Origin of the sequence: Agarivorans sp. QJM3NY_25 (assembly GCF_050870875.2) — a bacterium.
GTDB lineage: Bacteria > Pseudomonadota > Gammaproteobacteria > Enterobacterales > Celerinatantimonadaceae > Agarivorans.
This window is the reverse complement of record NZ_CP194041.2, coordinates 3,705,433-3,731,542: the sequence shown is the minus strand read 5'-3', so window position 1 is coordinate 3,731,542 and position 26,110 is coordinate 3,705,433. Positions and strand designations below refer to the sequence as shown.

At 43.8% G+C, this 26,110-nt stretch carries 21 protein-coding genes; 15 read left to right on the top strand and 6 right to left on the bottom strand.

The window, feature by feature from the left end; translation table 11 throughout:
- Positions 1-58 precede the first annotated feature (58 nt).
- From ACRRSW_RS17120 to ACRRSW_RS17090, 7 genes are all read left to right on the top strand, one after another.
- The gene (locus ACRRSW_RS17120) at positions 59-1,171 is read left to right on the top strand and encodes an adenosylhomocysteinase (protein ID WP_432459942.1); all 1,113 of its coding nucleotides are present in this window, start codon (positions 59-61) and stop codon (positions 1,169-1,171) included.
- Between the two features lie 330 nt (positions 1,172-1,501).
- A protein-coding gene (prfB, locus tag ACRRSW_RS17115) for a peptide chain release factor 2 (RefSeq protein ID WP_432459941.1) occupies positions 1,502-2,600 on the top strand; the annotation gives its coding sequence in 2 pieces (ribosomal slippage) (positions 1,502-1,576 and positions 1,578-2,600; 1,098 coding nt in all).
- A 40-nt stretch (positions 2,601-2,640) separates the two neighbouring features.
- Complete coding sequence (gene lysS / locus ACRRSW_RS17110) at positions 2,641-4,122, top strand: lysine--tRNA ligase (protein ID WP_432456151.1); 1,482 nt, start codon at positions 2,641-2,643, stop codon at positions 4,120-4,122.
- A gap of 113 nt (positions 4,123-4,235) precedes the next feature.
- Positions 4,236-4,691: a DUF1499 domain-containing protein gene (locus ACRRSW_RS17105; protein WP_432452049.1), complete on the top strand. Its 456-nt coding sequence runs from the start codon at positions 4,236-4,238 to the stop codon at positions 4,689-4,691.
- A 213-nt stretch (positions 4,692-4,904) separates the two neighbouring features.
- Positions 4,905-5,888 carry a substrate-binding domain-containing protein gene (locus tag ACRRSW_RS17100; RefSeq protein ID WP_432452050.1) on the top strand — a complete coding sequence of 328 codons (984 nt, stop codon included), beginning with the start codon at positions 4,905-4,907 and terminating at the stop codon, positions 5,886-5,888.
- A gap of 454 nt (positions 5,889-6,342) precedes the next feature.
- Positions 6,343-7,326 (top strand): substrate-binding domain-containing protein, encoded by a 984-nt coding sequence (locus ACRRSW_RS17095; RefSeq protein WP_432452051.1) that lies wholly within the window; start codon positions 6,343-6,345, stop codon positions 7,324-7,326.
- Positions 7,327-7,574: 248 nt separating this feature from the next.
- Positions 7,575-8,321 carry a carbonic anhydrase gene (locus ACRRSW_RS17090; RefSeq protein WP_432459940.1) on the top strand — a complete coding sequence of 249 codons (747 nt, stop codon included), beginning with the start codon at positions 7,575-7,577 and terminating at the stop codon, positions 8,319-8,321.
- Between the two features lie 378 nt (positions 8,322-8,699).
- Here the strand turns inward: ACRRSW_RS17090 and ACRRSW_RS17085 are convergent, their stop codons facing one another.
- From ACRRSW_RS17085 to ACRRSW_RS17075, 3 genes are read right to left on the bottom strand one after another with little or no spacing between them, the layout of a single operon-like run.
- Positions 8,700-9,263 (bottom strand): DJ-1 family glyoxalase III, encoded by a 564-nt coding sequence (locus tag ACRRSW_RS17085; protein WP_432459939.1) that lies wholly within the window; start codon positions 9,261-9,263, stop codon positions 8,700-8,702.
- On the bottom strand, positions 9,256-10,194 hold the full coding sequence (locus ACRRSW_RS17080; RefSeq protein WP_432459937.1) for a ketopantoate reductase family protein: 939 nt from the start codon (positions 10,192-10,194) through the stop codon (positions 9,256-9,258). Before ACRRSW_RS17080 ends, ACRRSW_RS17085 begins: the two co-directional genes overlap by 8 nt.
- Positions 10,137-10,502: a VanZ family protein gene (locus ACRRSW_RS17075; protein ID WP_432452055.1), complete on the bottom strand. Its 366-nt coding sequence runs from the start codon at positions 10,500-10,502 to the stop codon at positions 10,137-10,139. The genes ACRRSW_RS17080 and ACRRSW_RS17075 overlap by 58 nt, the downstream gene beginning before the upstream one ends.
- 74 nt (positions 10,503-10,576) lie before the next feature.
- Between ACRRSW_RS17075 and ACRRSW_RS17070 the strand changes: the two genes are divergently transcribed.
- Positions 10,577-11,059, top strand: coding sequence for a YajQ family cyclic di-GMP-binding protein (locus ACRRSW_RS17070; protein ID WP_432452056.1), 483 nt, complete (start codon positions 10,577-10,579; stop codon positions 11,057-11,059).
- Positions 11,060-11,224: 165 nt separating this feature from the next.
- On the opposite strand, the gene ACRRSW_RS17065 is transcribed toward ACRRSW_RS17070, so the two are convergent.
- Together ACRRSW_RS17065 and ACRRSW_RS17060 are read right to left on the bottom strand one after the other, a co-directional pair.
- Entirely contained in the window at positions 11,225-12,223 is a 999-nt protein-coding gene (locus ACRRSW_RS17065; protein WP_432452057.1) for a substrate-binding domain-containing protein, read from the bottom strand.
- Between the two features lie 344 nt (positions 12,224-12,567).
- Positions 12,568-13,686: an ABC transporter ATP-binding protein gene (locus tag ACRRSW_RS17060; protein WP_432452058.1), complete on the bottom strand. Its 1,119-nt coding sequence runs from the start codon at positions 13,684-13,686 to the stop codon at positions 12,568-12,570.
- Between the two features lie 282 nt (positions 13,687-13,968).
- On the opposite strand from ACRRSW_RS17060, the gene ACRRSW_RS17055 reads away from it, so the two are divergent.
- The 7 genes from ACRRSW_RS17055 to ACRRSW_RS17025 all read left to right on the top strand — a co-directional run bounded on the left by ACRRSW_RS17055 (position 13,969) and on the right by ACRRSW_RS17025 (position 24,138).
- Entirely contained in the window at positions 13,969-15,207 is a 1,239-nt protein-coding gene (locus ACRRSW_RS17055) for an extracellular solute-binding protein (protein ID WP_432452059.1), read from the top strand.
- A gap of 55 nt (positions 15,208-15,262) precedes the next feature.
- On the top strand, positions 15,263-16,567 hold the full coding sequence (locus ACRRSW_RS17050) for an ABC transporter permease subunit (protein ID WP_432452060.1): 1,305 nt from the start codon (positions 15,263-15,265) through the stop codon (positions 16,565-16,567).
- A gap of 10 nt (positions 16,568-16,577) precedes the next feature.
- Positions 16,578-17,420 (top strand): sugar ABC transporter permease, encoded by an 843-nt coding sequence (locus ACRRSW_RS17045; protein ID WP_432452061.1) that lies wholly within the window; start codon positions 16,578-16,580, stop codon positions 17,418-17,420.
- Positions 17,421-17,422: 2 nt separating this feature from the next.
- Positions 17,423-18,658 (top strand): glycoside hydrolase family 53 protein, encoded by a 1,236-nt coding sequence (locus ACRRSW_RS17040; RefSeq protein WP_432452062.1) that lies wholly within the window; start codon positions 17,423-17,425, stop codon positions 18,656-18,658.
- 21 nt (positions 18,659-18,679) lie between these two features.
- The gene (locus tag ACRRSW_RS17035; RefSeq protein ID WP_432459936.1) at positions 18,680-20,752 is read left to right on the top strand and encodes a beta-galactosidase; all 2,073 of its coding nucleotides are present in this window, start codon (positions 18,680-18,682) and stop codon (positions 20,750-20,752) included.
- A 246-nt stretch (positions 20,753-20,998) separates the two neighbouring features.
- On the top strand, positions 20,999-22,252 hold the full coding sequence (gene lamB / locus ACRRSW_RS17030) for a maltoporin LamB (protein ID WP_432452064.1): 1,254 nt from the start codon (positions 20,999-21,001) through the stop codon (positions 22,250-22,252).
- Between the two features lie 149 nt (positions 22,253-22,401).
- Positions 22,402-24,138 carry a methyl-accepting chemotaxis protein gene (locus ACRRSW_RS17025; RefSeq protein WP_432459935.1) on the top strand — a complete coding sequence of 579 codons (1,737 nt, stop codon included), beginning with the start codon at positions 22,402-22,404 and terminating at the stop codon, positions 24,136-24,138.
- Positions 24,139-24,194: 56 nt separating this feature from the next.
- On the opposite strand, the gene ACRRSW_RS17020 is transcribed toward ACRRSW_RS17025, so the two are convergent.
- Positions 24,195-25,649 carry an SLC13 family permease gene (locus ACRRSW_RS17020; RefSeq protein WP_432456152.1) on the bottom strand — a complete coding sequence of 485 codons (1,455 nt, stop codon included), beginning with the start codon at positions 25,647-25,649 and terminating at the stop codon, positions 24,195-24,197.
- Between the last annotated feature and the right edge of the window lie 461 nt (positions 25,650-26,110).

The window sequence follows — 26,110 nt, the reverse complement described above, 5'->3', positions numbered from 1 at the left end:
TGTTCTAAAAATAGATAATCATACAATGGCAATACCTAAATGAAACGGATGAATATAGATGTCTCAACTATCGGATAAGTTTTTGCAGCAGCTCAACTGGGTTTGCGGTCAGATGCCTCGTACGGAACGGGTTTTAAATGAATTTTCTAGCCTACCACCAGTCAAAATCGCCATTTGCACCCACCTTGATATTAAGATGGTCCCGGTATTTGAAGGTTTGCTAAATGCGGGTTGCCAACTCTTTATCACCACCTGTGATCCGAATACAGTGCGTGATGAAGTGGTTGCTTACTTAGTGAGTAAAGGCGCAGAGGCCGAAGCTTGGAAGGGGATGTCACAGCAAGCGTGGTTGGCTTCCTTAGACAAAGCTGTGGCTTGGCAGCCACAATATATCTGTGAATTTGGTGGCGAGCTGACCGCCCTCTATCATCATCAGCAGGCTTCTGGTCTGGTGGCTGCGATGGAAGGCACAGGCTCTGGTGTTGCCAAATTAAGGCCCTTAGCTTTGTCGGTCCCTGTATTGAATTGGGATGATTTGGATGCCAAAGAGGGCTTACATAATCGTCATATGGTGGGACTCACCGCCTGGCAAGCGTTCTGTGAGCGTACTCATTTAACCCTGCATGAAAAACGAGTGACCTTATTAGGTTATGGTTTGGTCGGGCAGGGCGTTGCGGCGGCGGCGCGGGCCTATGGCGGTCAGGTCACAGTGATCGAACGAGATCCGGCACGCCAGCTTATGGCGGCTTACGATGGCTGGGCAACCGCAGCGCTTGACGATGTACTCGCCAGTACCGATGTATTGGTGACGGCCACTGGCGCTAAAGCGGTGGTTGGGCGTTCGCAATTAAGTCGACTCAAATCCGGTGCTTTTGTTATGAATGTGGGCCATGGCAGTGGTGAAATTAAAATGGCTGAGTTAAGTGATGACCCCGTCAGCGAAGTGATGCCACATATTCACCAATACCATATCGATGGTAGATCGGTGTATGTACTAGCGAATGGTGCGATGTTTAATTTAACCGCTGGGTTTGGCGATAGTATTAATGCCTTTGATGTGACGCTGGCGATTATGGCGGGAGGATTGAAATACATGTTACTTCAAGGGAAGGATTTACCCGTGAGCTTACATCTCTTGCCCGAACAGGCTTGGAAGTCGGCACTCTCATGAGTTTCATCTTAGTTTCAGTCGTGTGAGCAGTTTTGATGAACCGTCAGCGTTGACTCGATCTCTTGGCTTGAAAGGGCTCAGCATCGCCTTTTTATGCTTTTCCTGATGAAGTATGCAACACCCTCGAGAGAGACTGCGGTGCAAACCAACCTTGATTGTGGTGTAAACAGCGGATAAATTTTGATTGCTATCGTGCTCACAAGGCGCATTATTCCCAGTTCCACTTAAATAACTACTTTTTTAAGTGGATCCTGATTTCAGCTATGTTTATTCCCTGCATAATTGGTTAAAATTGCGCGTTTTTGGTACTCAGACGTAGGTCATTACAAGATGTTTGAAATTAATTCGGTGAATAATTCTCTGGCAGATATTAAAGAGCGTACAGAAGTACTCCGGGGGTATCTTTGACTACGATGCCAAGGCAGAGCAGTTAGAAGAAGTTAGTCGCGAATTAGAGCAACCTGAAATTTGGAATGATCCCGATCGCGCCCAAGCTTTAGGTAAAGAGCGCTCGGCTTTAGAGTTAGTGGTAAAAACCATTGATAATCTGACGCAAGGTATTGAAGACGTTGCTGGTTTGGTTGAACTAGCGGTGGAAGCGGAAGATGAGGAAACCTTTGAAGAAGCACAAGTAGAAGCGGCGGACTTGGTGACTCAGTTAGAAAAACTCGAGTTTCGCCGAATGTTTTCTGGTGAAATGGATGAAAGCGATTGTTATATCGATATTCAGTCCGGCTCCGGTGGCACCGAAGCACAAGATTGGGCCAACATGATGTTGCGCATGTACTTGCGTTGGTGTGAGGCCCATCAGTTTAAAACTGAAATTGTCGAAGTCTCTGATGGCGACGTCGCGGGGATTAAAGGTGCCACCATTAAAGTGAGTGGTGAATATGCCTATGGCTGGTTACGGACTGAAACTGGGGTACATCGTTTGGTTCGTAAGTCGCCTTTTGATTCGGGTGGTCGCCGCCATACTTCATTTGCATCGGCATTTATTTACCCTGAAATCGACGATAGTATCGAAGTTGATATTGATCCCGGCGATTTACGGATTGATGTTTATCGTGCCTCTGGCGCAGGTGGTCAGCACGTGAACCGAACTGAATCTGCAGTACGGATCACCCACTTGCCTACCAATACTGTGGTGCAGTGCCAAAATGACCGTTCTCAGCACAAGAATAAAGATCAAGCGATGAAGCAGTTAAAAGCCAAGTTGTTTGAACTGGAACTGCAAAAGCAAAACGCTGAAAAGCAAGCAGCAGAAGACACTAAATCGGATATTGGCTGGGGCAGTCAAATTCGTTCCTATGTCTTAGATGATTCACGTATTAAAGATCTACGTACTGGTATTGAGAACCGAAATACTCAAGCAGTATTAGATGGTGATTTAGATAAATTTATTGAAGCTAGCCTTAAATCAGGGCTGTAACGAGCAAGGTTTTCACATGTCGGAACAAACAGAACAAAGTCTGGAACAAGTAACACAAGAAGAAAATAAACTAATTGCAGAGCGTCGCGCTAAGTTAGACAAGATCCGCGAAAACTGTGCAGCCAATGGCCATCCAAATCATTTCAAACGTGAGCATTTAGCAGACAGTTTACTGCAAAGTTTTGGTGAACTGTCTAAAGATGAGCTTGAACAAGCCGGTAATGTGGTGAGCATTGCAGGTCGTATTATGGCGAAACGTGGTCCATTTTTGGTGTTACAAGATGTTTCTGGTCGTATTCAAGCTTATGCGCCAAAGCCGGTACAACAAGCGCTTAAAGAAATCGGTGGCTTAGACATCGGTGACATTATTGGTGTTAAAGGAGCGCTACACAAGTCGGGTAAGGGCGATCTCTATGTGAATATGGATGACTACGCTTTATTGACCAAAGCCCTACGTCCCTTGCCTGAGAAGTTCCACGGTTTAACCGACCAAGAGCAACGTTATCGCCAACGTTATGTTGATTTGATCATGAATGAAGATTCACGTACGACCTTCATGATCCGCTCTAAAATTATCTCAGCCATCCGTCAATTCATGATTAAACATCAGTTTATGGAAGTGGAAACACCGATGATGCAAGTGATTCCTGGTGGCGCGACTGCGCGTCCATTTGTGACTCACCATAACTCCCTCGACCAAGAGATGTTCCTGCGGATTGCGCCAGAGCTATATTTGAAGCGTTTAGTGGTGGGTGGCTTTGAGCGAGTGTTTGAGATTAACCGTAACTTCCGTAACGAAGGTTTATCACCTCGCCATAATCCAGAATTCACCATGATGGAATTCTATATGGCTTATGCAACCTTCGAAGATTTAATGGATCTCACCGAATCGATGTTGCGCAGCATTACCCAAGAAGTATTGGGTTCAAGCGTAGTGCGTTATGGTGACGAAGAATTTGATTTTGGGAGTACCTATCAGCGTATTCCAATGAAGCAATCGATTCTGGATTTCAACCCTGAACTGGGTGTTGAACAGTTGCAAAGTCTCGAGGCTGCCAGCGCAGTGGCGAAGCAACTTGGTATTGAAGTGCAAGCCAATTGGGGTCTTGGTAAAGTGATTACCGAAATCTTTGAAGAGACCGTTGAGCACCGTTTGATTCAACCGACTTTCATTACCGAATATCCAGCGGAGGTGTCTCCTTTAGCTCGTCGTAATGATAACGATCCGATGATTACCGATCGTTTTGAATTCTTTGTGGGTGGGCGTGAAATTGCCAACGGTTTCTCTGAGTTAAATGACGCACAAGATCAAGATCAACGCTTCAAAGACCAGGTTTCACAAAAAGATGCCGGTGATGATGAAGCGATGTTTTACGATGCAGATTATATTACTGCGCTAGAACATGGTTTAGCACCGACTGCTGGGCAGGGGATTGGCATTGATCGCTTGGTGATGTTGTTCACCAACAGCCATACTATTCGTGATGTTATCTTATTCCCAGCGATGCGCCCGCAAGCTTAACTATTTAAAAAGACTGAACAAGCCAAGCACTTTTAGCGAAGTGCTTGGCTTTTTTTTGCTTTACAGTGAGCTATAGTCGTGAATACAGGTTTGAGTGGTGAATAGGCGAGATAATGAAGATGGTGTTGCTTGGGACGGTTTTGGTACTACTGGTATTGCTTGGGGGGATGAGTTATCAAAACCTCAAAATGCCAAGCAACCTCGGCCTCAAGGATGGTCATTTAGCTGCGCTGGCGAGCACGCCTAATGGCGTGTCAACAGAAGCTCAAAACGAGAGTAAAAAAGTTGCGGCGTTACCCTTTAAAGGGGATTTAAAACAAACTCAATTGGCTGCTTTAGGCGCGTTGGCGAAAATGGGGAACAACCAAGTGATGCTCCGTAATGAAGTTTATGTTCACACGGTGTTTATTACCGCTAAGCTGCGCTTTCGCGACGATGTTGAGCTGTACTTTGACCCGCGACAACAGCAAGTTCATTTTCGTTCGCAGTCTCGAGTCGGTTACTCTGATCGAGGAGTAAATTTGGCGCGTTATCGGCAGTTTGCCAAGCTCTATACGGAGCAAGAGTGAGCAAATCATAGCGCCTCGCTTTTAACTTGAGACTTAGCGGTGTTGTCTAGGCATGCTTGTTTTACATTTACCGATAGGAAAAATTCAGCGCTTACTGGGTACTTTCTTTTTCAATAAAGCGTGACCGAGTGTCCAAATGCTAGATGTTCTCTTTACCAAGATCGATTTGTTGTCTTAGCTTATTAAAGGATTATCACTAGACGCGGTATCAGCATGAAGTCTTTACTGACTATTTTAACGGTTTTTATTCTGAGTCTTGGGACTATGGCGCAGGCGCAAAAACTCCGTTATTTGGTGATCCCCAAAAGTGTCGACTCTCCTTTTTTTGATGCCGTGGAAAAAGGCTGCAAGCAAGCTGCGATCGAGTTAAATGTTGAGTGTCTCTATCTCGGGCCCGAAGAAGCGGATGCTCGCTTTCAAGATACCATCATTCGTCAGCAAATAGACGCCGGGATTGATGGGATTGCGGTTTCGGTGATTAACTCTCGGGTGTTGGTTAACCGTAGTATGTTGTTGGCAGCCCAAAAAAACATCCCGGTCATTAGCTTTGATTCGGATTTTTCGGAGCAAGCCCTGCAAGATAATCCTCAATTACGTTATAGCTACATTGGCAGTGATAACTTTCAGTTTGGCTATCAATTAGGCCTACTAACCAAGCGCTTAAAACCGAAAGGAGGGGTCTTTTGTATTTTGTCTGGACATCGAGCTGCGGCGAATATGGAAGAGCGCATGGCTGGCGTGTATGCGGCTTTAAAACTCAATGATGAGCATAAGAATGAGCTTTGGGAAGAACATACTCGCTGCCCAATTTACTCTGATGATGATGCACATAGAGCACTCTCTAATTTAGAAAAAATGCTGCGCTTACATGCCTATGCTCCTGAGTTATTAGATGTGTTAATTAATCTAGGTACCGGCGCTCAAACATTAACATTAAAATACACCGACGTTGTTAGCCCCTACCTCAAGGAACTTAACTCACGACAATTGATCTTGCTGTTTGGCGATACCTTACCTAAGCAAAAACAGTTGTTAATCGAAGGCTTAGCTCATGGAAATGTAGGCCAAAGGCCCTATGATATGGGGTATCAGGCGATTTACGCACTCCATAGCATTAGGCAGGGCAAAACACTTGCGCCAATCATTTATACTGATTTAGAAGTTTGTGTGCAGGGGCAACAGCCACTTTGCCATTGATGTAGTGCGTGGCTTTCGCCGAGCCTCGGGCGTTTTAGCATTCCTTAATAACCGTTTTGTCGACTGGTTAATGCTTTTGGCTTTAGCCCTCAACAATGATTATAAGGTTTACAATCAGCATCGCAGAATACTGAACGCCCTCTACTAAGAGCCGAGAATCCACTACGGTTGATATTCATAGCGCTTACCTCTTATCTGTTTGTTTGTCTTTACCATACAAAAAACCAAGCCATCGGCTCTCCCTTTTCAATTTCCGAGCGATGCGTTCCGTTAATCAACAGACTCGTTGAACCTCAAATAGTTATTTTTAGCTGCGGATAGATTGTATTTAGTGCTTATTTTACGCCTCCCCTTCACAAAGCGTGATCAGGTATTCAAATGCTGGATATTCTCTTTACCAAGGCTGATTTATTGACTTAGCTTATAACAGTGCTTAATCAGACGCGGTGTCACCATGAAATCTCTATTGATCATTTTAGCGGTTTTTTTTCTGAGCTTTGAGGCGATGGCGCAGCAGCATAAACTCCGCTATTTAGTGATCCCAAAAAGTATCGATTCTCCCTTTTTTGATGCTGTGGAAAAAGGCTGCATGCAAGCAGCGGCAGAGCTAAATGTTGAGTGTCTCTATCTAGGCCCCGAAGAAGCCGATGCTCGCTTTCAAGATAAGATTATTAGTCAGCAAATAGAATCGGGAATTGATGGGATTGCGGTTTCGGTGATTAACTCTCGGGTGTTGACCAAGCGAAGTATGCTGTTAGCTGCCGAAAAAAATATCCCGGTGATTACCTTTGATTCGGATTTTTCTGAAGTCGCTTTGCTGAAAAATCCTCAGTTACGTTATAGTTATATCGGTAGCGATAACTTTCAGTTTGGCTATCAACTGGGCCTACTTGCTCAGCGTCTTAGGCCACAAGGCGGGGTATTTTGCGTGCTTTCCGGTCACCGTGCCGCGACCAATATGCAGGAACGCATCAGTGGCCTATATGCCGCGTTAGGGAATAATAATCAAGATGAAGCGCCGCTCTGGGAAGAGCATACCCGCTGTCCTATTTTTGCCGATGACGATGCCGATAGAGGGCTGACGACTTTAGATAAAATGATCCGTTTACATATGTATTCTCCAGACTTGCTAAATGTATTGATTACCTTGGGTATGGGGGCCCAAGCAACGCCCTTAAAATATACTGACTCGGTCAGTCCTTACCTTGACCGACTTAACTCACGCCAATTGATCTTGCTGTTTGGGGATACATTACCGAAGCAAAAGCAGTTGTTAGCGGAAGGTTTCGCCCATGGCAATGTCGGCCAAAGGCCCTTTGATATGGGGTATCAGGCCATCTATGCACTCCATTCAATTGGTCAGGGTAAAACACTTGCGCCGATCATCTATACCGCTTTGGAAATCTGCGAACAGGGGCAACAACCGCTTTGTCAGTGATAAGCTGAGCTTGCCTTGCCTTACTTGCCTCAGATGATACCGACCGGTACGTCGCGCTTGCAGCTGTTGTTAAAACTGATGATTTGTTCCAGATATTTTGAAGAGGCATTTGTGGGCGTAAATTTTACTTTGCTTAGCTGAACAAGTTTATCTCGACTTAATGGTTGGTGTTTTGCTTAGCAGGCCGTATAAAAGTCATCAGCATAATTTTATGACATATCGTGTAATCAATAAAAAGGAAATAATGAATGAATAAGGCTTCGATTAAACTGAGTGTATTGGCTTCAGCGCTGCTTATATCTAGTACCGTCATTGCTCAAGAAGGTAATCATTGGGGCTATACCGGACATCAAGGCCCGGAGCATTGGGCTGAATTGTCACCCGCTTTTGCGACTTGCGCGAGTGGTGTCAATCAGTCACCTATCGATATCAGTGACAGCGTCGAAGGCGAATTAGCGCCCTTGTCTTTTGACTATCAAGTGGCGGGTCAGCAAATTTTGAACAATGGCCATGCGGTGCAAGTCAATTATGCAGCTGGTAGCAAACTGAGTGTTGACGGTCACAGTTTTGAGCTGAAGCAATTTCATTTTCATGCTCCGAGTGAAAATACCATTGAAGGCCAGTCTTTCCCAATGGAAGCTCATTTTGTACATGCCGATGCTGAAGGCCATTTAGCGGTTGTGGCGGTGATGTTTGAAGAAGGTAAAACAAATCCAGAGCTTGCCAAAGCGTGGGCACAATTGCCGCATAAAACGGGTGAGAAATTCAAGCTTGAGCAGCAAGTGAGTGCCCTTAGTCTGCTTCCGGAAGATCATGATTACTATCGTTTTAATGGCTCGTTAACAACGCCGCCTTGTAGCGAAGGTGTGGTTTGGTTAGTGATGAAACAGCCGGTGAGTGCATCGAAACAGCAAATCGAGCAATTTGTTGAAGTATTACATCACCCTAATAATCGCCCAGTACAGGCGCGTAATGCCCGCGTTGTGATTAAATAATCCTCGCTTGTTAGTCAAACTTAGTGCCCATGGCGTTAAGTTTGACTCCCTTATAGAATCTTCTTTTTCATTTTTTTCCAAGTTTGATTTGATCATTGTTGCTTGAAAATACATGAGGTTAAACTAAGAAGGCTTTATTGTTCTTTGTTTGATTGCGTTGGCGCTCATAGACTTTTCGAATCAAGATGTTGTCGCTGAATTAGCCAAAAATCTGGGTCATTCACACTTGCAAGTGGCCGGAGACTATTGGCATATTTAAAATTTATTGAGTCTACAGTGGTTGCTATTAGAACATGTCGGCTCGTCATCGACATTGTTACTTGCAATCACGAGGCGAAGCATAAATTTTTGTTGGCTGGACTAAGAAAATTGTTGAGGCTATTTGGCCATGATCATCGGTATTGCAATCGAGTTAGCGAGTGCTTGCCCTTTAATTTGTGCCACTAGCGCCAGGCTAAATTCGATGGCTGTTCCCGGTCCTTGACTAGTAATGAGTTTATGGGGGTGATCCACCACCACTCGTTGCTTGGTTCGTTGCGTTTTGGGCAGTCTTTGTTGAAAAACCGGATGACCCGTTACCTGAGCTCGACCCAGCAGCTGATGGTGTGCCAGTACGATAGCGGGGGCTGCACAAATAGCCGCTAACCACTGCTGAGCATGGCGTTGTTGCAGCATGGTGATTAAGCCTTCACTATCTCGAAAACGTTCGCTTCCGGGGACCCCTCCCGGTAGTACAAACATACAATAGTCGTTAGCGGAAATCTGCGAGAGCAACTTGTCTGCGACCAGCTTCACACCCCGAGACGCTGTGATTTGTAGTTGTTCATCGGCATCGACGCTGACTACATCGACCTCTATTTCAGCGCGTCGTAATACGTCGATTATGGTCACCGCTTCTATTTCTTCACTGCCAGAAGCAAGTGCTACCATCACTTTATCCATGGTGACTCTCCAATAATTTAATTTGTTCCAACAATGCTTTATGGTGCTGACAAGGCAGCTGGTGGATTTCGGCTAAGCGAACTACATAACCATTAATGTAGTCGATTTCGCTGGGTCGGTGATGTTTTATGTCTTGCTGCATTGAGGAATAGTTGTGGGCGGTATTGCTAGCCACCATCAATACCGTGTCAGTTAAGGTTTGCGAAGATAAGTTTATCCCCTCGGCTTGGGCCACTTGGCTAAGTTCTTGGTTCAACGCGCCGATTTGTTGGCGGTAGCGCGTTTGTAGGAGCTCGCCATTGGTGCAATTGTGGATGGCTGTGAGCGGGTTGATGCAGCAGTTTACTGCCAATTTTAACCACAAGGCTTGATAGATATTGTCTTGCCACAGTAAAGGGGCGATGGCGTTTTGAATCGAGTTGAAATGCTCAGGTGCAGCCTGACTGCGGATCACCGAGCCGATGTCTATTCTACCTAAACCGGTATGTTTCACGCTTAATTGCCCGGCTGTTTTTTGTTGTAGCAAAACGCCATGGGTATTACTGGCCAAACAAAGATGACCCGTGTCAACGCGGCTTAATAGTGGCGTGTGGGCGCCTAAACCATTCACCATTAGTAATACTTGGCAATCTTTGGGGAACTTGAGGTGTTGGATGGCTGGGCGCACTTGATGGGCTTTCACGCAGATAATAAGCCAATGACAGCCGGGTATTTGAGTGAGTACCGGTACATCCAGCTGGATTGTACCTTTGATTAAACTGGTGACGCTCAGCGCTAACTGGCTGGGAACTGTTTGTCGACTATCGACAAAACAGACCGAATTTTGCAGCCCTATATGTCCGGCCAACCAGCCCCCAATGGCACCAGCGCCGATTATTGCGCAGTGATACATCGATTCACCTTTTTCAATAATGCCCAACGACTCAACCATAGATAACTACCAATGCCCAGCAAATCGGCCAGTAGATCTGCCACCGATGCTTGGCGATAGCTGGTAAAACTTTGGCATAACTCGATCAGCGCACCAAATGCTAGCAAGCAGAGTAGGTTTATTTTATTTGAAAATAGGGCTAATTGAGCTAACCAAGCCAAATAGAAGAAGCAGCCGTAGTGTAAAATTTTATCGGTGTTTTGTAATGGGCCTTGCAGTGCCATGGGGCGTAGCGCTAATACAAATACTGTAATTAGACTAATGAAAAATAGGCTACGGAAGATTAATCTGCGTTGGTTCGCCACCACACCATACTCTTTTGCTGACAAAGGGATATAATGCAATATTTTCGCATAAGGCCAGATCTAAAGGGAGAGAAAACATGCCTTCTTTTGACATCGTTTCAGAAATAGAAAGCGCAGAAGTTCGTAATGCGTGTGAGAATGCCGCTCGTGAATTAGAGATCCGTTTTGATTTTCGCGGGGTGGAAGCCAGCTTTGAATATAAAGACGACAGCGTCAAAATGACCGCCGAAGCTGAATTTCAGCTTAATCAAATGCTTGATATATTGCGGGGAACTTTAGTGAAACGCTCGGTTGATACCAAGGCTATCGATCTTGCGGATATTGTTCATACTGGCAAGACTTATTCGCAGATGGTTAATTTTAAAAATGGTATCGATCAAGCTATTGCTAAAAAGGTCGTCAAGCAAATTAAAGATGCAAAATTGAAAGTGCAGGCCTCTATTCAAGGTGACCAAGTTCGAGTAACGGGTAAGAAACGCGACGATCTTCAAGCGGTGATGAGCTTGATGCGCGCTGCTGATTTTGAACAGCCCTTTCAGTTTAATAACTTTCGCGATTAAAAGGTGTATTTAACTTTTTATTACACCCTTCGTTAGTTTTTTGATGATGCGGCTTGGCATTCACTGATCGTGGGTGATGGATCCGTGGCTTGTTGTGCTCGCTCGGGTCGAATCGCTTGCGTGGCTAGTGCGGGCCGTATTACAAGTACGATTCGTACCAGTGAATTATTTATTTGCGACCGATAAACGCTGTACTAAAGTGGGCACAAAAATCTGTATGTCATTATAACATGGCTCTTTGTTTGCCAGTTTTAAAGCTAAATTAGCCGCTTTTTCTGCCATCATTTGGATCGGATAGCGGATCGTGGTTAATTTGGGATGTAAGTACTTCGCAATCAGGCCATCATCGAAACCAATTAATGACATCTCTTCAGGGGCCTTGATGCCATTTTCCTCAATGATTGATAGTGCCCCTGCTGCCATATAATCGTTATAGGCTGCCACTGCCGTAATGGGTAAGTTTTTGGTCAGTAGATTGGTCATGGCTTGCTCTCCACCTTTTTCATCGGGAGAACCGTATTCGATATGGCTTGCACTGTGCTCAAGCTGGTAAGCCTTGAGGGCATCGATGTAGCCATTCTTCCGCTGTTCTACATCTTCAATATTGTGATTCGAACAAATATAGCCGATGGATGTGTGGCCTTTTTTTATCAGAAATTCGGTCGCGAGATAGGAGCCTTTGTGGTTATCCAAGGCAATACAGCGCTCAGCTATTTCGGGGATAAAGCGGTTGATCAGTACCATCGAAGGTATTTCATGGGCAAATTCTATCAGCTCTTCATTACTCAAGGCTTTACTATGAACAATCAGTGACTCGCAGCGACTATTAATTAACAGTTCAATGGCTTTGCGTTCGATCTCGGCATTGTGGTAGCCGTTACCGATGAGCAAGTGTTTTCCATGTTGTAGCGCGATGATATCGATTGCTTTGACGATGCCGCCAAAAAACGGATCGGAAACATCGCCAATTAATACCCCGATGGTATTGGTTGATTGGTTGACTAATGCTCTGGCGTTGGCGTTGGGTCGATAGCCAATGTCTTTCATTGCCGCTTTCACCGCAACCTTGGTTGCCTGGCTAGATTTCCCGGAGTTATTAATGACTCGAGATACAGTCGCAACGGAGACTCCCGCTTGCTTGGCGACATCCTTGATGGTTGCCATTATTACCTCTTTGTATTAATGGGCTGTTGTGACGCATTCCATGCGTACAATCATTGAAAATTAGTTTCTCATTAAACATGAAAATGAGCATATTTAACACTAGGGGCTTAGCAAAAATGATAAAAGCACAGCTATTTTGGGGCTCTTATCGATCGGTCGATATTTCGCGCTAAGAACCATGAAACAGAGTGAACAGCGCAAATATCGTTCAATCACCACTTAAACTGCCAGGCAGCATTTGTCGAGGGAAATATTGCCTGCTTTACAACTAAATAGCACAGGTTTCTCCTTATCGAAACAGTCGACAAACCGCTGCAGCAATCATCTTGAATACTCCGCTGACCTTAGGCGTTGGCTGCGTTTTCAAGGACTGGTTTAAATTGTTTAATATTTTGCCCTTGCGGATTAAATACATGAATAGAATCAGTATCGGTGTAAAGCGTCATTGATGTATAAGGCTTGAGTGGGCAATCTCCAGAATTAAGAAATTTAAAGTTTTCGATGCCATAGCTTTGACCAAATACATAGGTGCTGCTGCCTAAACGCTCGACCACTTCAGATTGAAATTCGATAGCAAACTCACCTGCATCTAGGTTGAGGTGTTCTGGTCGGATCCCTAAAGTTAACTCGTCACCTAGTGCGCATTTCTCGGTGCTAATATTTAAGCTGGTTTCTTGGGTTTGCCCTGCAATTTTTACTCGAAGCGTTTCTTCTGACCAATGGCAGACGGTTGCGGGTATAAAGTTCATTTTGGGTGAACCGATGAAACCAGCTACAAATTTATTCGCTGGATGGTAATAAAGATCCATTGGACTCCCAAATTGCTCAATGGCTCCTTCTTTAAGCACCACTATTTTATCTGCCAAAGTCATGGCTTCGACTTGGTCATGGGTAACATAGACCATGGTTGATTTTAGTTCTTGGTGCAGTTTGGCAATGTGTAGCCGCATATCGACTCGTAGTTCGGCATCTAAGTTGGATAAGGGTTCATCAAATAAGAATACATCTGGGTTACGAATAATTGCTCGACCAATGGCGACGCGTTGACGTTGACCGCCAGATAGTTGCGCTGGTTTTCGGTCTAACAAGGCTTCAAGTTGCAGGGCTTGCGCCACTTGGTGAACTTTCTTTGCAATTTGTTCTTTGGGGGTTTTACTCACTTTTAGGGCATAGCCCATGTTTTCGGCGACGGTCATATGTGGGTATAAGGCATAGGATTGGAAGACCATTGCCACGCCTCGTTGGGACGGTTGAACATCGTTAACGACCCGATCTTTAATTGATATAGTACCTTCGCTGATATCTTCTAGACCCGCAATCATACGTAGCAGGGTTGATTTACCACAACCTGATGGTCCAACAAAAACCACAAATTCCCCATTATTAATGGACAGATTTACATGATGGATTGTCTGTGTCGCGCCAAAACGCTTTACAACATTCTCTAGTTTAATTGAAGCCATAGGGGATTTCCTCGAGTTAGTTTTCGCTTTGCCATATGTTTCATCAGAGGACAAAGGCGTTTTCCCAAATTAGATAGATAAGGTTTTCATTGGATTATACGTAGAGAGTGTAAACGTTACCCCTTTTTTTCTTTTTTTTTGCGTATGTGCTCACGAATATAGTTATTTAGTGTGGAATTTGCGCATTGTGTAGGCGTATCTTTGCGGTGTAATCGTTTTCTCTGGAGCAGGGCTGACGACAATATAAGCGATAAATCCTACACAAATAATTCAGGAGACGTGATGAAAAAACTTACGATTTGCCAAGCAGTATCGGTCGCACTTATTGCGGGGAGTGCCTTGAGCTCTGCAACAGTGTTTGCTCAATCTAAGTTGTTGGTCTGGGAAGACATTCAAAAAGCAGTTGGTAATGAAGAAGCAACGAAGCAATTTGAACAAAAATTTGATGTGAAAGTGTCGGTTCAGGAACTGCCATATGGCGGCCAAGTTGAGTCATTACGGATGGATGGCCCAGCAGGGACTGGTCCTGATGTGATTAACTTACCTCACGATCAAATTGGTAGTGCGGTGGTTCAAGGTTTGTTGGTGCCGTTGAAGGTGGATGCTGCAGTTCTTGATACTTTTACCAAATCATCGATAGACGCCTTGAGTTACAAAGGTCAGTTGTATGGGATCCCTAAGGCTGTAGAAACCGTAGTTATGGTATATAACAAAGATTTGTTACCCGAACTGCCCGCCACCATGGAAGAGATTTATCAGTTGTCGTTAAAAGCCCGCGAGCAGGGTAATTATGGTCTGTTGGCTAAATGGGACGAGATTTATTATGCCTACGGAATTGTGAAAGCAATGGGCGGCGATATCTTCGCTAAAAACGCCGATGGTTCTTATGATGCGAAGCACTTGCTATTGAATACTGATGGTGCGGTTGCAGGTGGTCAATATATCGAGAAATTCTTTAAAAATGGTGCATTTCCAAGCGGTATCATAGGCGACTCTGGTGCGAATGCGATTGATTCACTATTTACTAGTAAAAAAGCTGCCATTGTACAGACCGGCCCTTGGTCTTTTAAACCTTATGAAGAAGCTGGCATTAACTTCGGTGTTGCGCCGCTGCCGACTTTACCTAACGGTAAACCGATGAGTTCGTTCATGGGGGTGAAGAGTTACAGTGTTTCGACCTACTCTAAAAATAAAGATCTAGCTCTTAAATATATCGAGTTCATTAATAACTATGACAACGCCAAACGTCGTTTCGAACTGACTGGTGAAGTTCCAGCAGTAAAAGCCTTGATTGATGATCCGATTGTTAAAAATAATCCTGGTGCGAGAGCGGTTGCGATGCAGTCAGCACATGCCACTCCAATGCCGTCGATTCCTGAGATGAATGAAGTGTGGGGGCCTGCTAATAGTGCCTTGCAACTGATTGCTACAGGTAAACAGACGCCAAAAGATGCATTAGATAGTGCAGTACAAGCGATTGAAATGCAGATTGAAGCCAATCAAGCGATGATGGGCCAATAGTCTGTGGTTGTCAGCCTGAGTGTTTCAGGCTGACATAGTTGTATAGGAAAAATTTATGCCTTCGATGTCTCAAGATATATCACCGAGCAATATTAATTCTAATACTCAGCACCGTATTTATGCGGCTTGCTTGTCTATTATTCCCGGGCTAGGTCAGTTATATAATAAGCAGCTGGCAAAATCGGTGATATTTTTTATTTTCGTACTAAGTTTTGTTGGGGTTTTTCATGATTTTTTAACATCAGGCTACTGGGGGTTATTCACTTTAGGTGAATCACTGCCAGAAGATAACTCTGTGTTTCTACTTGCCGAGGGTATTATTTCGGTGATCGTTTCTGTGTTTGGGATCGGGGTTTACGCCTTATCGATTTACGATGCCTATATTAATGGAAAACTGAGAGATCAAGGCAAAGAACTTAATTCTATTCGTCGCCAATATCGTACGGTGCTAGAGTCTGGTTTCCCCTATTTAATGATTTCGCCAGCTTTTATTTTGTTGGTATTTGTGGTGGTTTTTCCCATCGTTTTCGGTTTTGCTATTGGTTTCACTAATTACAATTTATACAATTCTCCGCCAGCGAAGTTAGTGGATTGGGTTGGCCTTAAAAATTTCATCAATATCTTTGAAATTAATCTATGGCGGAAGACCTTTATAGATGTGTTGCAGTGGACCGTGATCTGGACCTTGCTTGCGACCACTCTGCAGTGCACGGTGGGGGTTTTATTAGCGATTCTGGTGAATCAAAAAGATCTTAAGTTTAAACCGCTGATTCGAACTATTTTTATCCTACCTTGGGCGGTCCCCGGTTTTGTGACCATCCTTATTTTCACTGGGATGTTTAATGAAACCTTTGGGGTAATAAATAACGTCGTATTACATGCCTTTGGGATTGATCCTAAGTCTTGGTTAACTGACCCTTTCTGGACTAAAACAGCATTAATTTTAATTCAAACATGGCTTGGTTTCCCCTTTGTATTTGCGATGACTACTGGGGTACTACAGGCGATTCCGAATGACCTGTATGAAGCGGCGACTATTGATGGCGCGAGTAAATATCAGCAATTAAAAACCATTACCATACCTTTGGTTTTATATTCGATAGCACCCATTCTAATTACTCAATATACCTTCAACTTTAATAATTTTAATATTATTTACTTGTTTAATAATGGAGGTCCGGCGGTGATTGGCAGTAATGCAGGTGGAACTGATATTCTGGTGTCATGGATTTATAAATTAACCATGTCTTCTTCCCAATATTCTATCGCAGCGGCGATTACTCTGCTTCTTTCTATCTTTGTAGTGGGTATTGCTCTATGGCAATTCCGTATGACCAAGTCTTTCAAAGAAGTCGCTTAAGGGATTCACGATGAGCATTAAACGTAGTAAATATATTCGGTTATCTTTAAGTTATCTGCTAATTATCGCGATAAGTATCATCATTATTTATCCCTTGATGTGGACGGTGGGGGCATCTTTTTATCCTGGTAATAGCATCATGGGCGATTCAATATTCCCTGATCAACCGACTTTAAGTCATTATTTGACCCTATTTAAAAATGACAAAGTGTCTTATTTAACTTGGTATTGGAATAGTTTGAAAATTAGTGTCATGACTATGGTCTTAACGCTAATTAGTGTTTGCTGTACTTCTTACGCCTTTTCTAGGTTTAGGTTTAAAGGCAGAAAGAATGGCTTAGTGCTGTTTTTGCTGCTGCAAATGGTGCCGCAATTTTCAGCCCTTATCGCCATTTTTGTTCTGGCACAAATGTTGGGACTCATTAATAGCCATATCGCTTTGGTATTGGTTTATGTCGGCGGAATGATCCCAATGAATACCTACTTGATGAAAGGTTACTTGGATGCGATTCCTAAGGACTTGGACGAGTCTGCACGAATGGATGGTGCGGGAAGTTTTCGGATCTTCATCGAAATCATTATGCCTTTGTCCAAACCGATTATTGCGGTCGTCGCTTTGTTTTCCTTTACCGGACCATTAGGCGATTTTATCTTGGCGACCACTATTTTACGTACCCCCGACAATTACACCTTACCAATTGGTTTGTACAACTTGGTTGTCGAAAAAATGGGTGCCAGTTATACAACTTACGCAGCTGGAGCAGTATTGATATCTATTCCAGTCGCCATTTTATATTTGTCCCTACAAAAATACTTTGTATCAGGATTAACCGCAGGAAGCACAAAAGGGTAACCATGAAACATTTAACTCTACTTTCTTTGGCAGCCGTGTTGTCAAGCTCTGTTATCTTAGCGGGCTGTCAGTCAGTCACGTCTTCGTCAGCTCAGACCAATGCTGAACCTCAGCTACAGTCAATCGTTCCAGCTCAGGTACGCAGTGACTTTATTAAAGGGGTAGATATCTCGATGATCCCCGAAGTTGAGGCGCTTGGTGGAAAATACTATCAAGATCACCAGCAGATGGATCCCTTAAAAATTATGCAGCAACATGGGATTAACTATGTACGTATGCGGGTGTGGGTGAATCCACAAACGCTAGACGGTAAACCTTATGGTGGTGGTAATTCGACCCTAGCTCGGGCAATTGATATTGGCCAACGCGCTCATCAACTCGGCATGAAGTACTTGTTGGATATTCACTACAGTGATTTTTGGACCGATCCGGGAAAACAGTTTAAACCGAAGGGCTGGGAGACATTATCTTTTGAGCAATTGGTAGGCAAAGTGGGGAGTTATACAACCGAGGTGATGCAGGCCCACCGTGACGCTGGGGTAATGCCAGATATGGTGCAAGTGGGAAATGAGTTAAACAGTGGCATGTTATGGCCTGAAGGAAAAAGCTGGGGAGGCGATGGCAAAGAATTTGATCGTTTGGCTGCGTTACTTAAATCAGGTATCACCTCAGTAAAGGCCGCCTACAGGAGTGATCAGCAAGTAAAAATTATGCTTCACCTCGCGAAGGCGGGTGATAACGGTCTGTTTAGATGGTGGTTCGACGAGATAACCAAGCGTGATGTTGATTTTGACATTATTGGTATGTCTTATTACCCCTTCTGGCATGGGCCTGTGGCGGCGGTGAAAGCCAATATTGCGGATGTCGTGAAACGCTACCACAAACCGGTGATTATTGCCGAAACGTCTTACGCCTATACCGCTAAAAATGGTGACCAGTTGGCGAACGCTTATACCGGTGAAACGCCTGCTGAGGGCTATCCGGTATCGGTGCTTGGCCAAGCTAAGTTTCTCAAAGACATGATGGAATTACTAAATAATGTGCCTGATCAACAGGGCTTAGGACTCTTCTACTGGGAACCTGCATGGTTACCGGTGGCAAATGCAACTTGGGCAACTGAAGAGGGTATGACTTACACCGATGATCATTGGCAGGCGGGTAATTCTTGGGATAACCAAGCCTTATTTGATTTTGAAGGAAATGTTTTGCCTTCAATGCAAGTGTTTAACGGTCAGTAGTCATTGTTTTAAGGACATATTATGAGTCATTTTTCGCCAATTATTCCAAATGTAAAGGGTTTGCTCCATGGGGCGGATTATAATCCAGAGCAATGGTTAGATCGTCCCGATATTCTCGAACGAGATATTGAATTAATGAAGCAAGTTCGCTGCAACGTGATGTCGGTTGGCATCTTTAGTTGGGCGGCGATAGAGCCTCAAGAAGGCCAGTTCAATTTTGGCTGGTTGGATCAGGTGCTGGATCGTTTGGCCGAGAACAATATCTCGGTATTTTTAGCAACCCCTAGTGGCGCTCGTCCGGCGTGGTTATCGCAAAAATATCCCAGTGTGCTGCGCGTGAACAATGCACGGGTGAAGCAATTGCATGGCGAACGGCATAACCATTGTTATACCTCGGTCGATTATCGCGCCAAGGTGGCAATGATTAATCAGCAATTGGCTGAGCGTTATTCCTCCCACCCAGCGGTGATAGCATGGCATATTTCTAATGAATATGGTGGCGATTGCCATTGTGATGAGTGTCAAAGTGCATTTCGGCTTTGGTTACAAAATAAGTATCAGAGCCTGGATGAGCTGAATCAAAAATGGTGGAGCCAATTTTGGAGTCATAATTACTCGAGTTGGTCACAAATTGAGTCGCCTTCGTCAATCGGCGAAAATTCAGTGCATGGTTTGAAGTTGGACTGGAAACGTTTTGTGAGTGAACAAGTCACCGACTTTTGCGTGCAAGAAGTTAAGCCCTTGAAAAAAGTGAATGCCAAGCTGCCGGTGACTGCAAACCTAATGGAGTATTTCTACGATTATGATTACTGGAAGTTAAGTCAGGCCATTGATATTGCTTCTTGGGATAGTTATCCCTTGTGGCATCAGGGGCAGGATGATCTGGGTTTGGCCTGTTATACCGCAATGTATCACGACTTGATGCGCAGCTTGAAAGACCAACCCTTCCTATTAATGGAGTCAACGCCAAGCCAAACCAACTGGCAACCAGTGACAAAGTTGAAGAAACCAGGGATGCATTTGCTTGCCTCAATGCAGGCTGTTGCTCATGGTTCAGATTCGGTGCAGTATTTTCAGTGGCGTAAGAGCCGTGGTTCGGTAGAGAAGTTCCATGGTGCAGTGGTCGATCATGTCGGTCATGTTGATACTCGAGTCGGTAAAGAAGTGGCACAAGTCGGCCAACGACTACAACAGCTTTCGGGACTCGCCGGCAGTCGAACGGCAGCAGAAGTTGCCATTATTTTTGATTGGGAAAGTCGTTGGGCTATGGATGATGCGCAAGGCCCACGTAATGAAGGTTTGTTTTATGAACAAACGGTGAATGATAATTACCGTGGTTTTTGGGAGCAGGGGATTAACTGTGATGTCATCGAACAGTTATCTGACTTCTCTACATACAAAGTGATTGTCGCTCCTATGCTTTATTTGATTAAACCCGGTGTTGCAGAGCGTATCGAAGCCTTCGTTAATCAGGGTGGGGTATTTGTTGCCACCTATTGGAGTGGCATTGTTGATCAAAATGATTTGTGCTTTTTAGGTGGATTCCCAGGCGGAAGTGACAGTCCTTTACGTCATACCCTTGGCATTTGGGCCGAAGAGATAGATTCCCTTTACGATGAAGAGCGGATAGAAGTTGTGGCAGAGCCAATTAATCCATTGGGTCTGAGTGGATCATACCAAGCGCGCCATCTATGTGAATTAATCCATTGCGAAGGGGCTGAGGTTATCGCGCGATACAATAGTGACTTTTTTGCGGGGATGCCAGCTGTCACCTGTAATCGCCAAGGCGAAGGTTACGCCTATTATATTACGTCTAAGAACAGTCTCGATTTTAACCGTGACTTTTATCAAGGGATTATCCGCCGCCATCACTTAACGAGGGTGATCAATAGCGAATTACCTCAGGGGATATCGGTCACCAAGCGTCACAATCAAAGCACTGAGTATCTATTTGTCATGAATTTTTCAACTCAAGAGAAAGTATTATTATTAGATGATACAAACTATGTTGATGAAAGTACTCAGCATAGTTTAATAAATGCTCAAATTAAACTTTCTGGCTATGAAGTAAAAGTATTTAGCAGACCAATATAGTCTTATAAACCTTATTCCTTGTAATGTCTTAGCCAGCTTATTAAAAGCTGGCTTTTTTTTAGTTCCATCAATATATGTGACTCATATAGCAAAAGTTAATAAAATTAAGTAAAAAATGTAAACGTTTCCATTTGTTGGGTGAATGTCGCGAATTTTTGTTGTTTAATAATATTACAATGTGTTCTGGCTAAGGCTTGTTATAAAAGCAAAGCTAGATGCAATAATTACAAAAAGTATAAGGATGTTATGATGAAAAATAGTTTAAAACCGGTTGTTTCTGCGGTACTTCTTGCAATGGTGGCAGCGCCAGCGTCTGCGGTAGATTTTAGTGGTTATGTGCGTGCTGGAATAGGTATTGATACAGCCGGCGGCGGTGTGCAAGGCGGCGACGAATTTCAGAAGCAAAAGCTTGGTCGTCTAGGAAATGAATTTGATACTTATTCTGAAATTGGCCTAGGTCAGGAATTATTTAACGACGATGGCAAGAGTGTCTATTTTCAAAGCATGTTTGAAATGTCATCTGATGGTTTTTCTGAGACAGAAAAGACCACCGATGACAGTGCGAACTTCTCGATCAAGCAGTTAAATATGCAAGCCAAAGGGTATATTGCTGCTGCTCCAGAAGCGGTCGTTTGGGCGGGCAAACGTTTTTATCAGCGTCATGATTTGCACATTATCGATACCAAATACTGGAATGTATCGGGTTACGGTTTTGGTCTGGAGGGGGTTCAAATGGGCCCTGGTGCATTGTCGACGGCAATTATTCGTGGTGACCAGGATGGTTTAAACATCAACTATGTTGATGTTCGTTATGCGGGAATGAAACCTTGGCAGGGCGCTTGGGTAGAAGTTGGTATTGATTACGGTATGACCAATCCTACCGACCAGCAAGAAAAGGATAACGTAGATTTTGACAATGGCTTGATGCTTACTGCAGAACTAAGTCAAAGCTTCTCTATGGGTTACAACAAAACTGTATTGCAATACATGGACAAAGGCCTAGCGCAAAACGCGGTCTCGCAAGGCGGTGGTTGGTACGATGTATGGAGTGGTGATGTAAATAGCGCTAAAGGTTATCGCTTGATTAATACTGGTGATATTAACATTGGTGATAATATCATTATTGATCATGTGTTTACCTACGGTTATGCGCAAGACCACGGTGTTGTAAATGGTGTTAAAGTTGACGATGAAACGCTGCTTTCGTTAGTCGCTCGCCCGACCTATAACTGGTCTAAATACAATAAAACAGTATTAGAACTAGGCTACTTTACGCAAACTAAGAAATTGGTTAGCGGTTCTGAAAGCAAAACTGGTGGTAACAAAGTGACTATTTCACAAGTCTTAGCCACTGGTGAAGGCTTCTTTGCTCGCCCTGAAATTCGTTTCTACGCAAGTTACTTTAAAGATACCGAAGGAAAATCTTTTAATGTTGTTGATCAGGTTGCTCAAGATGAAGATTCAGTCAAACTAGGTGTTCAAATCGAAGCTTGGTGGTAGGCCGATTAGAACAGAGCGGTGCATGATTGCACCGCTTTTTTTCGTTTTTTATCAAACGGTAGCAGGCAAGCTTAGAGCTGAATGGACTTTAGATCGTAATCGAGTGCTGTTGCTTATGCTGAGTTGAGGTTATTTAGGATCGTAAATGAATGAAGTATCTCTCGTTTAAAAATAAGATCATCGCCTTGATGATAGCAACCATTATGGTCACTATCATTTCATCCTACTTTAGTGTTCGCCATGTGATTAGTGCCTATATTTATAAATCCTATGTGAGTGATGTAGAAAGTCAGGTCAACTTGATCCGTGGAGAGGTTGAAAGAAGTATTCAAGCGAAAGTTGATCTCATTCAAAGTGTCGACTTTGGAATTATGGCGATCCGTTCAACCAAGGATAAATTGGGTTTTTTAAGTGTCGTAAAGGTGATTAATAATTTAGCCCTTAGTGATAAGGGAAGCATGCCTAAAGCAGAAGCGAGCCTTTACATCAAGCAGGTTAAAAATCACCCCGATGGTATTCAGGTTAGCCAGGTATCGATATTAGATGGTGTACCTGTCGTTATTATTTCGAAGAAGAAAAATAATATTGTCGATTTTTTTACGCTTGATTTGACATACTTAGGATCTCTGGTTAAACGTTTTCATAAAATCAACACTTATTTGCAAATTACTTCTGATAATGACACCTTGATTTATTCAAATAAGCCAAGTGTTAATTTAGAAGTGAATGAAGGAACATTAAATTTTTATGGCCAGACTTGGCACTTAAATAGTTTTATCGACGTGGCGGATATACATAGAATCACCAAGTCTATTAATGAAAGCATCAACTTCTATTTGATAGTCTGTGCCTTGATTATGCTTTCTCTGAGTATTTTTATATTACATTTTACCTTTAAACCCTTAATCCGTTTGCGAACTCTGGTTTATGGTCTTTCCCAGGGAGAGGGGGATTTAACTCAGCGCTTGGAAGTTAAATCTAAGGATGAGTTGGGAGAGATTTGTCATTCAATTAATATGTTTACCGACCAATTGCAGAAGATTTTTGTACATATCTCAGAATCTAATGTGCATATTAACACGGTGATCCAACAGCTTAGTCAGCAATCTAAGCGTAATATTTCGGCGATTGAGGAACATAATGCTGAAAGCCGAGAAATTGTACGCTCTATCGAGCAGTTGAGTGCTTCTTCCGATAATATCGCAGAAGGGGCCAACGAAACCGCCGAATATACCCAAAATGTTCGTGTTAATGTTGAGCAGTCCAGTGAGTCTAGCAAGCAGGCTGTTCATAGTGTGCAAGTGTTAATTGAAGATATTAGTGTTGTGGCGAACTCGATATCTGAGATGGATGAAGGGGCCAAAAATATTGGCGATATTCTTTCTACCATTGGTTTTATTGCCGATCAAACAAACTTACTGGCTTTGAATGCGGCGATTGAAGCAGCCAGGGCAGGCGATAAAGGTCGAGGTTTTGCGGTTGTGGCGGATGAGGTGCGAGCCTTGGCGGCAAAAACAACGGCGTGTACCACCCAAATCAATGACATGTTGAATTTTTGGGGGAGAACCAGTCATCATATTAGCTCCAGAATGGATGATACTCATGCGAGCTGTGATTCTTCTCAAGCTATTACTCAAGTGATGATGGAAAAACTCGATTTGATGCGTGAATCTACTGAGCGAATTCATCAATTGAACGCTAATATGTCAGGCTCCGCTAATCAGCAAAATACTATTATGCAGGAAGTTCGAACTAACATGTCTCGGGTGGAAAGTTTTGTTGAAAAGATCCGTAGCAATGAGTTGACGAGTATTGAAATCAGCGATGAGCTGCAAGATGTATCTAATGAGCTGACTCACTTTATTGCGCGTTTCAAACTTGCCTAGCTGATGAGTGATTGATAGCGCGAGTCAGTACCTGACTCGCACATGCTGGGCTCGTATTAAGACAGCAGTATGATTTCGATTAAGTAGTAACTAAAAAGGCTGATCAATACGATACCGACGAGGTTAAGCATAAAGCCAGCTTTAACCATTTGTTTAATATGTAATTGACCAGAAGCAAATACGATGCTGTTGGGTGGCGTTGCAACGGGCATCATGAAAGCACAACTGGCAGCTAAGGCTGCCGGAACCACTAATATCATCGGGTTCGACCCCATCGACTCGGCAATTGGCCCGAGCAGTGGCAGAAAACCTGCCGCGGTGGCGGTATTACTGGTGATTTCGGTAAGGAAGATGATTGCTGTGGTGACGATAACGATCACCCAAATCAGTGAATAGGTAGAGGCTGCGCTTAAGCTGAGCCCGATGAAATCAGCCATCCCCGAACTTTTGATCTGGGCCGCTAAACTTAAGCCTCCTCCAAATAACATCAATACTCCCCATGGCAATTTTTTGGCTGTATCCCAGTCCATCACCATGACTTGTTTACGCCAATCCACTGGAATGACAAACAGGCTGACGGCAGCCATCATGGCGATCCCGGTATCGCTGATCGCCAAGCCGCTATAAGACGCCAACAAGGGGCGTAAGATCCATGCACAAGCGGCTAGGGTAAATACAACGGCGACAACTTTCTCCGGTGGCTTCATTGGGCCTAATTGATGGAGTTGCTGACGTAACATTTCAGCTGAGTTTCCCTGGCTTCGATTGGGTAAGCGATAGTTGATTCGAGTTAGCCATATCCAAGTAATGAATAACATCGAAATTGAGAGTGGCAAACCGATGAGCATCCATTCGCCAAAGCCGATGTGGATATCGTAGGAGTCGGCTAAATACGCTGCGAGTAAAGCGTTGGGGGGGGTACCAATCAGGGTGGCTACCCCCCCAATACTTGCTGAATAGGCAATGCCTAACAGTAGCGCGGCACTGAAGTCTGGTTGCTGCTCTTGTTTGGACATCATCCCAATGATCGACAGCCCTATGGGGAGCATCATCACTGCGGTGGCGGTATTGCTCATCCACATGCTTAAAAAAGCGGTGATCAGCATAAATCCGCCTACTTGTTGCGCTGGTTTGTCCCCGACGGTGAGCATTGCGACTAGTGCTATTCGTTTATGCAGATCCCAGCGTTCCATCGCCAGACTCAGCATAAATCCGCCCATGAATAGGAAGATTAAGGGATGAGCAAAGGATGCGGTGGCAGCTTTTAAACTGGCGATGCCGAGTAGTGGGGACAAGACCATTGGTAAAAATGAGGTGACGGGGATCGGAACTGCCTCGCTGACCCACCAAATTGCCATCATGGTGGCCAATCCCATGGTCACCCATGCTTGTTGGGGCAGCCCTTCAAAGGGAGGTGGAATAAAGAGAGTCGCAATTAAGCTTAATGGGCCAAGTAGTAAGCCGCATAGTTTGGCGAGGTGTTGATGTTGATAATTGGGATGGCTGACCATCGAGTTCATAATAATACCTTAAGATTTAAGGGGTTTTCTGCTATTAGCTATAGCAGAAATTTATCGACTACGCCGAACAAAAAGGCGTGTTTGCGTTACTTATTGATGGCTTCTGTGGAAAGCAATAGCAAGTCCTTGTTCAAATCTACTTTTTTAAGTGATTGTTTATCGTCCAATCTAGAAAAGTAATTCTATTTAGAGGTCGTTTATTGTTGGTTTAACCAGGGATTATTGGGGTTTTTATAGTAAAAATATACAAAGTCTGCTTTTATGACAATTTTAAAATTAGTTAATTGATTTTAAACGGTATTTAATAGATATATAATTATTTTTATTTCATGGTTTCTGGTTGCTTTGAATGGGAGGCAAGATATTTAAGGGTAAAAAATATGCATTTTTAGTCACAAATACAGATGTGTATATAGTTGATATAGGTTTGACAAAATTTCACCGGGGTAACA

Excerpts from the sequence above, each read along its gene's own strand:
- ACRRSW_RS17040 (WP_432452062.1), top strand. The coding sequence starts at position 17,423 with ATGAAACATTTAACTCTACTTTCTTTGGCAGCCGTGTTGTCAAGCTCT.
- ACRRSW_RS17095 (WP_432452051.1), top strand. The coding sequence starts at position 6,343 with ATGAAATCTCTATTGATCATTTTAGCGGTTTTTTTTCTGAGCTTTGAG.
- ACRRSW_RS17105 (WP_432452049.1), top strand. The coding sequence starts at position 4,236 with ATGAAGATGGTGTTGCTTGGGACGGTTTTGGTACTACTGGTATTGCTT.
- ACRRSW_RS17020 (WP_432456152.1), bottom strand. The coding sequence starts at position 25,649 with ATGGTCAGCCATCCCAATTATCAACATCAACACCTCGCCAAACTATGC.
- ACRRSW_RS17070 (WP_432452056.1), top strand. The coding sequence starts at position 10,577 with ATGCCTTCTTTTGACATCGTTTCAGAAATAGAAAGCGCAGAAGTTCGT.
- ACRRSW_RS17120 (WP_432459942.1), top strand. The coding sequence starts at position 59 with ATGTCTCAACTATCGGATAAGTTTTTGCAGCAGCTCAACTGGGTTTGC.
- ACRRSW_RS17045 (WP_432452061.1), top strand. The coding sequence starts at position 16,578 with ATGAGCATTAAACGTAGTAAATATATTCGGTTATCTTTAAGTTATCTG.
- ACRRSW_RS17085 (WP_432459939.1), bottom strand. The coding sequence starts at position 9,263 with ATGGATAAAGTGATGGTAGCACTTGCTTCTGGCAGTGAAGAAATAGAA.
- ACRRSW_RS17100 (WP_432452050.1), top strand. The coding sequence starts at position 4,905 with ATGAAGTCTTTACTGACTATTTTAACGGTTTTTATTCTGAGTCTTGGG.
- ACRRSW_RS17025 (WP_432459935.1), top strand. The coding sequence starts at position 22,402 with ATGAAGTATCTCTCGTTTAAAAATAAGATCATCGCCTTGATGATAGCA.
- ACRRSW_RS17080 (WP_432459937.1), bottom strand. The coding sequence starts at position 10,194 with ATGGTTGAGTCGTTGGGCATTATTGAAAAAGGTGAATCGATGTATCAC.
- ACRRSW_RS17035 (WP_432459936.1), top strand. The coding sequence starts at position 18,680 with ATGAGTCATTTTTCGCCAATTATTCCAAATGTAAAGGGTTTGCTCCAT.
- ACRRSW_RS17060 (WP_432452058.1), bottom strand. The coding sequence starts at position 13,686 with ATGGCTTCAATTAAACTAGAGAATGTTGTAAAGCGTTTTGGCGCGACA.
- ACRRSW_RS17090 (WP_432459940.1), top strand. The coding sequence starts at position 7,575 with ATGAATAAGGCTTCGATTAAACTGAGTGTATTGGCTTCAGCGCTGCTT.
- ACRRSW_RS17055 (WP_432452059.1), top strand. The coding sequence starts at position 13,969 with ATGAAAAAACTTACGATTTGCCAAGCAGTATCGGTCGCACTTATTGCG.
- lamB (WP_432452064.1), top strand. The coding sequence starts at position 20,999 with ATGATGAAAAATAGTTTAAAACCGGTTGTTTCTGCGGTACTTCTTGCA.
- ACRRSW_RS17050 (WP_432452060.1), top strand. The coding sequence starts at position 15,263 with ATGCCTTCGATGTCTCAAGATATATCACCGAGCAATATTAATTCTAAT.
- ACRRSW_RS17065 (WP_432452057.1), bottom strand. The coding sequence starts at position 12,223 with ATGGCAACCATCAAGGATGTCGCCAAGCAAGCGGGAGTCTCCGTTGCG.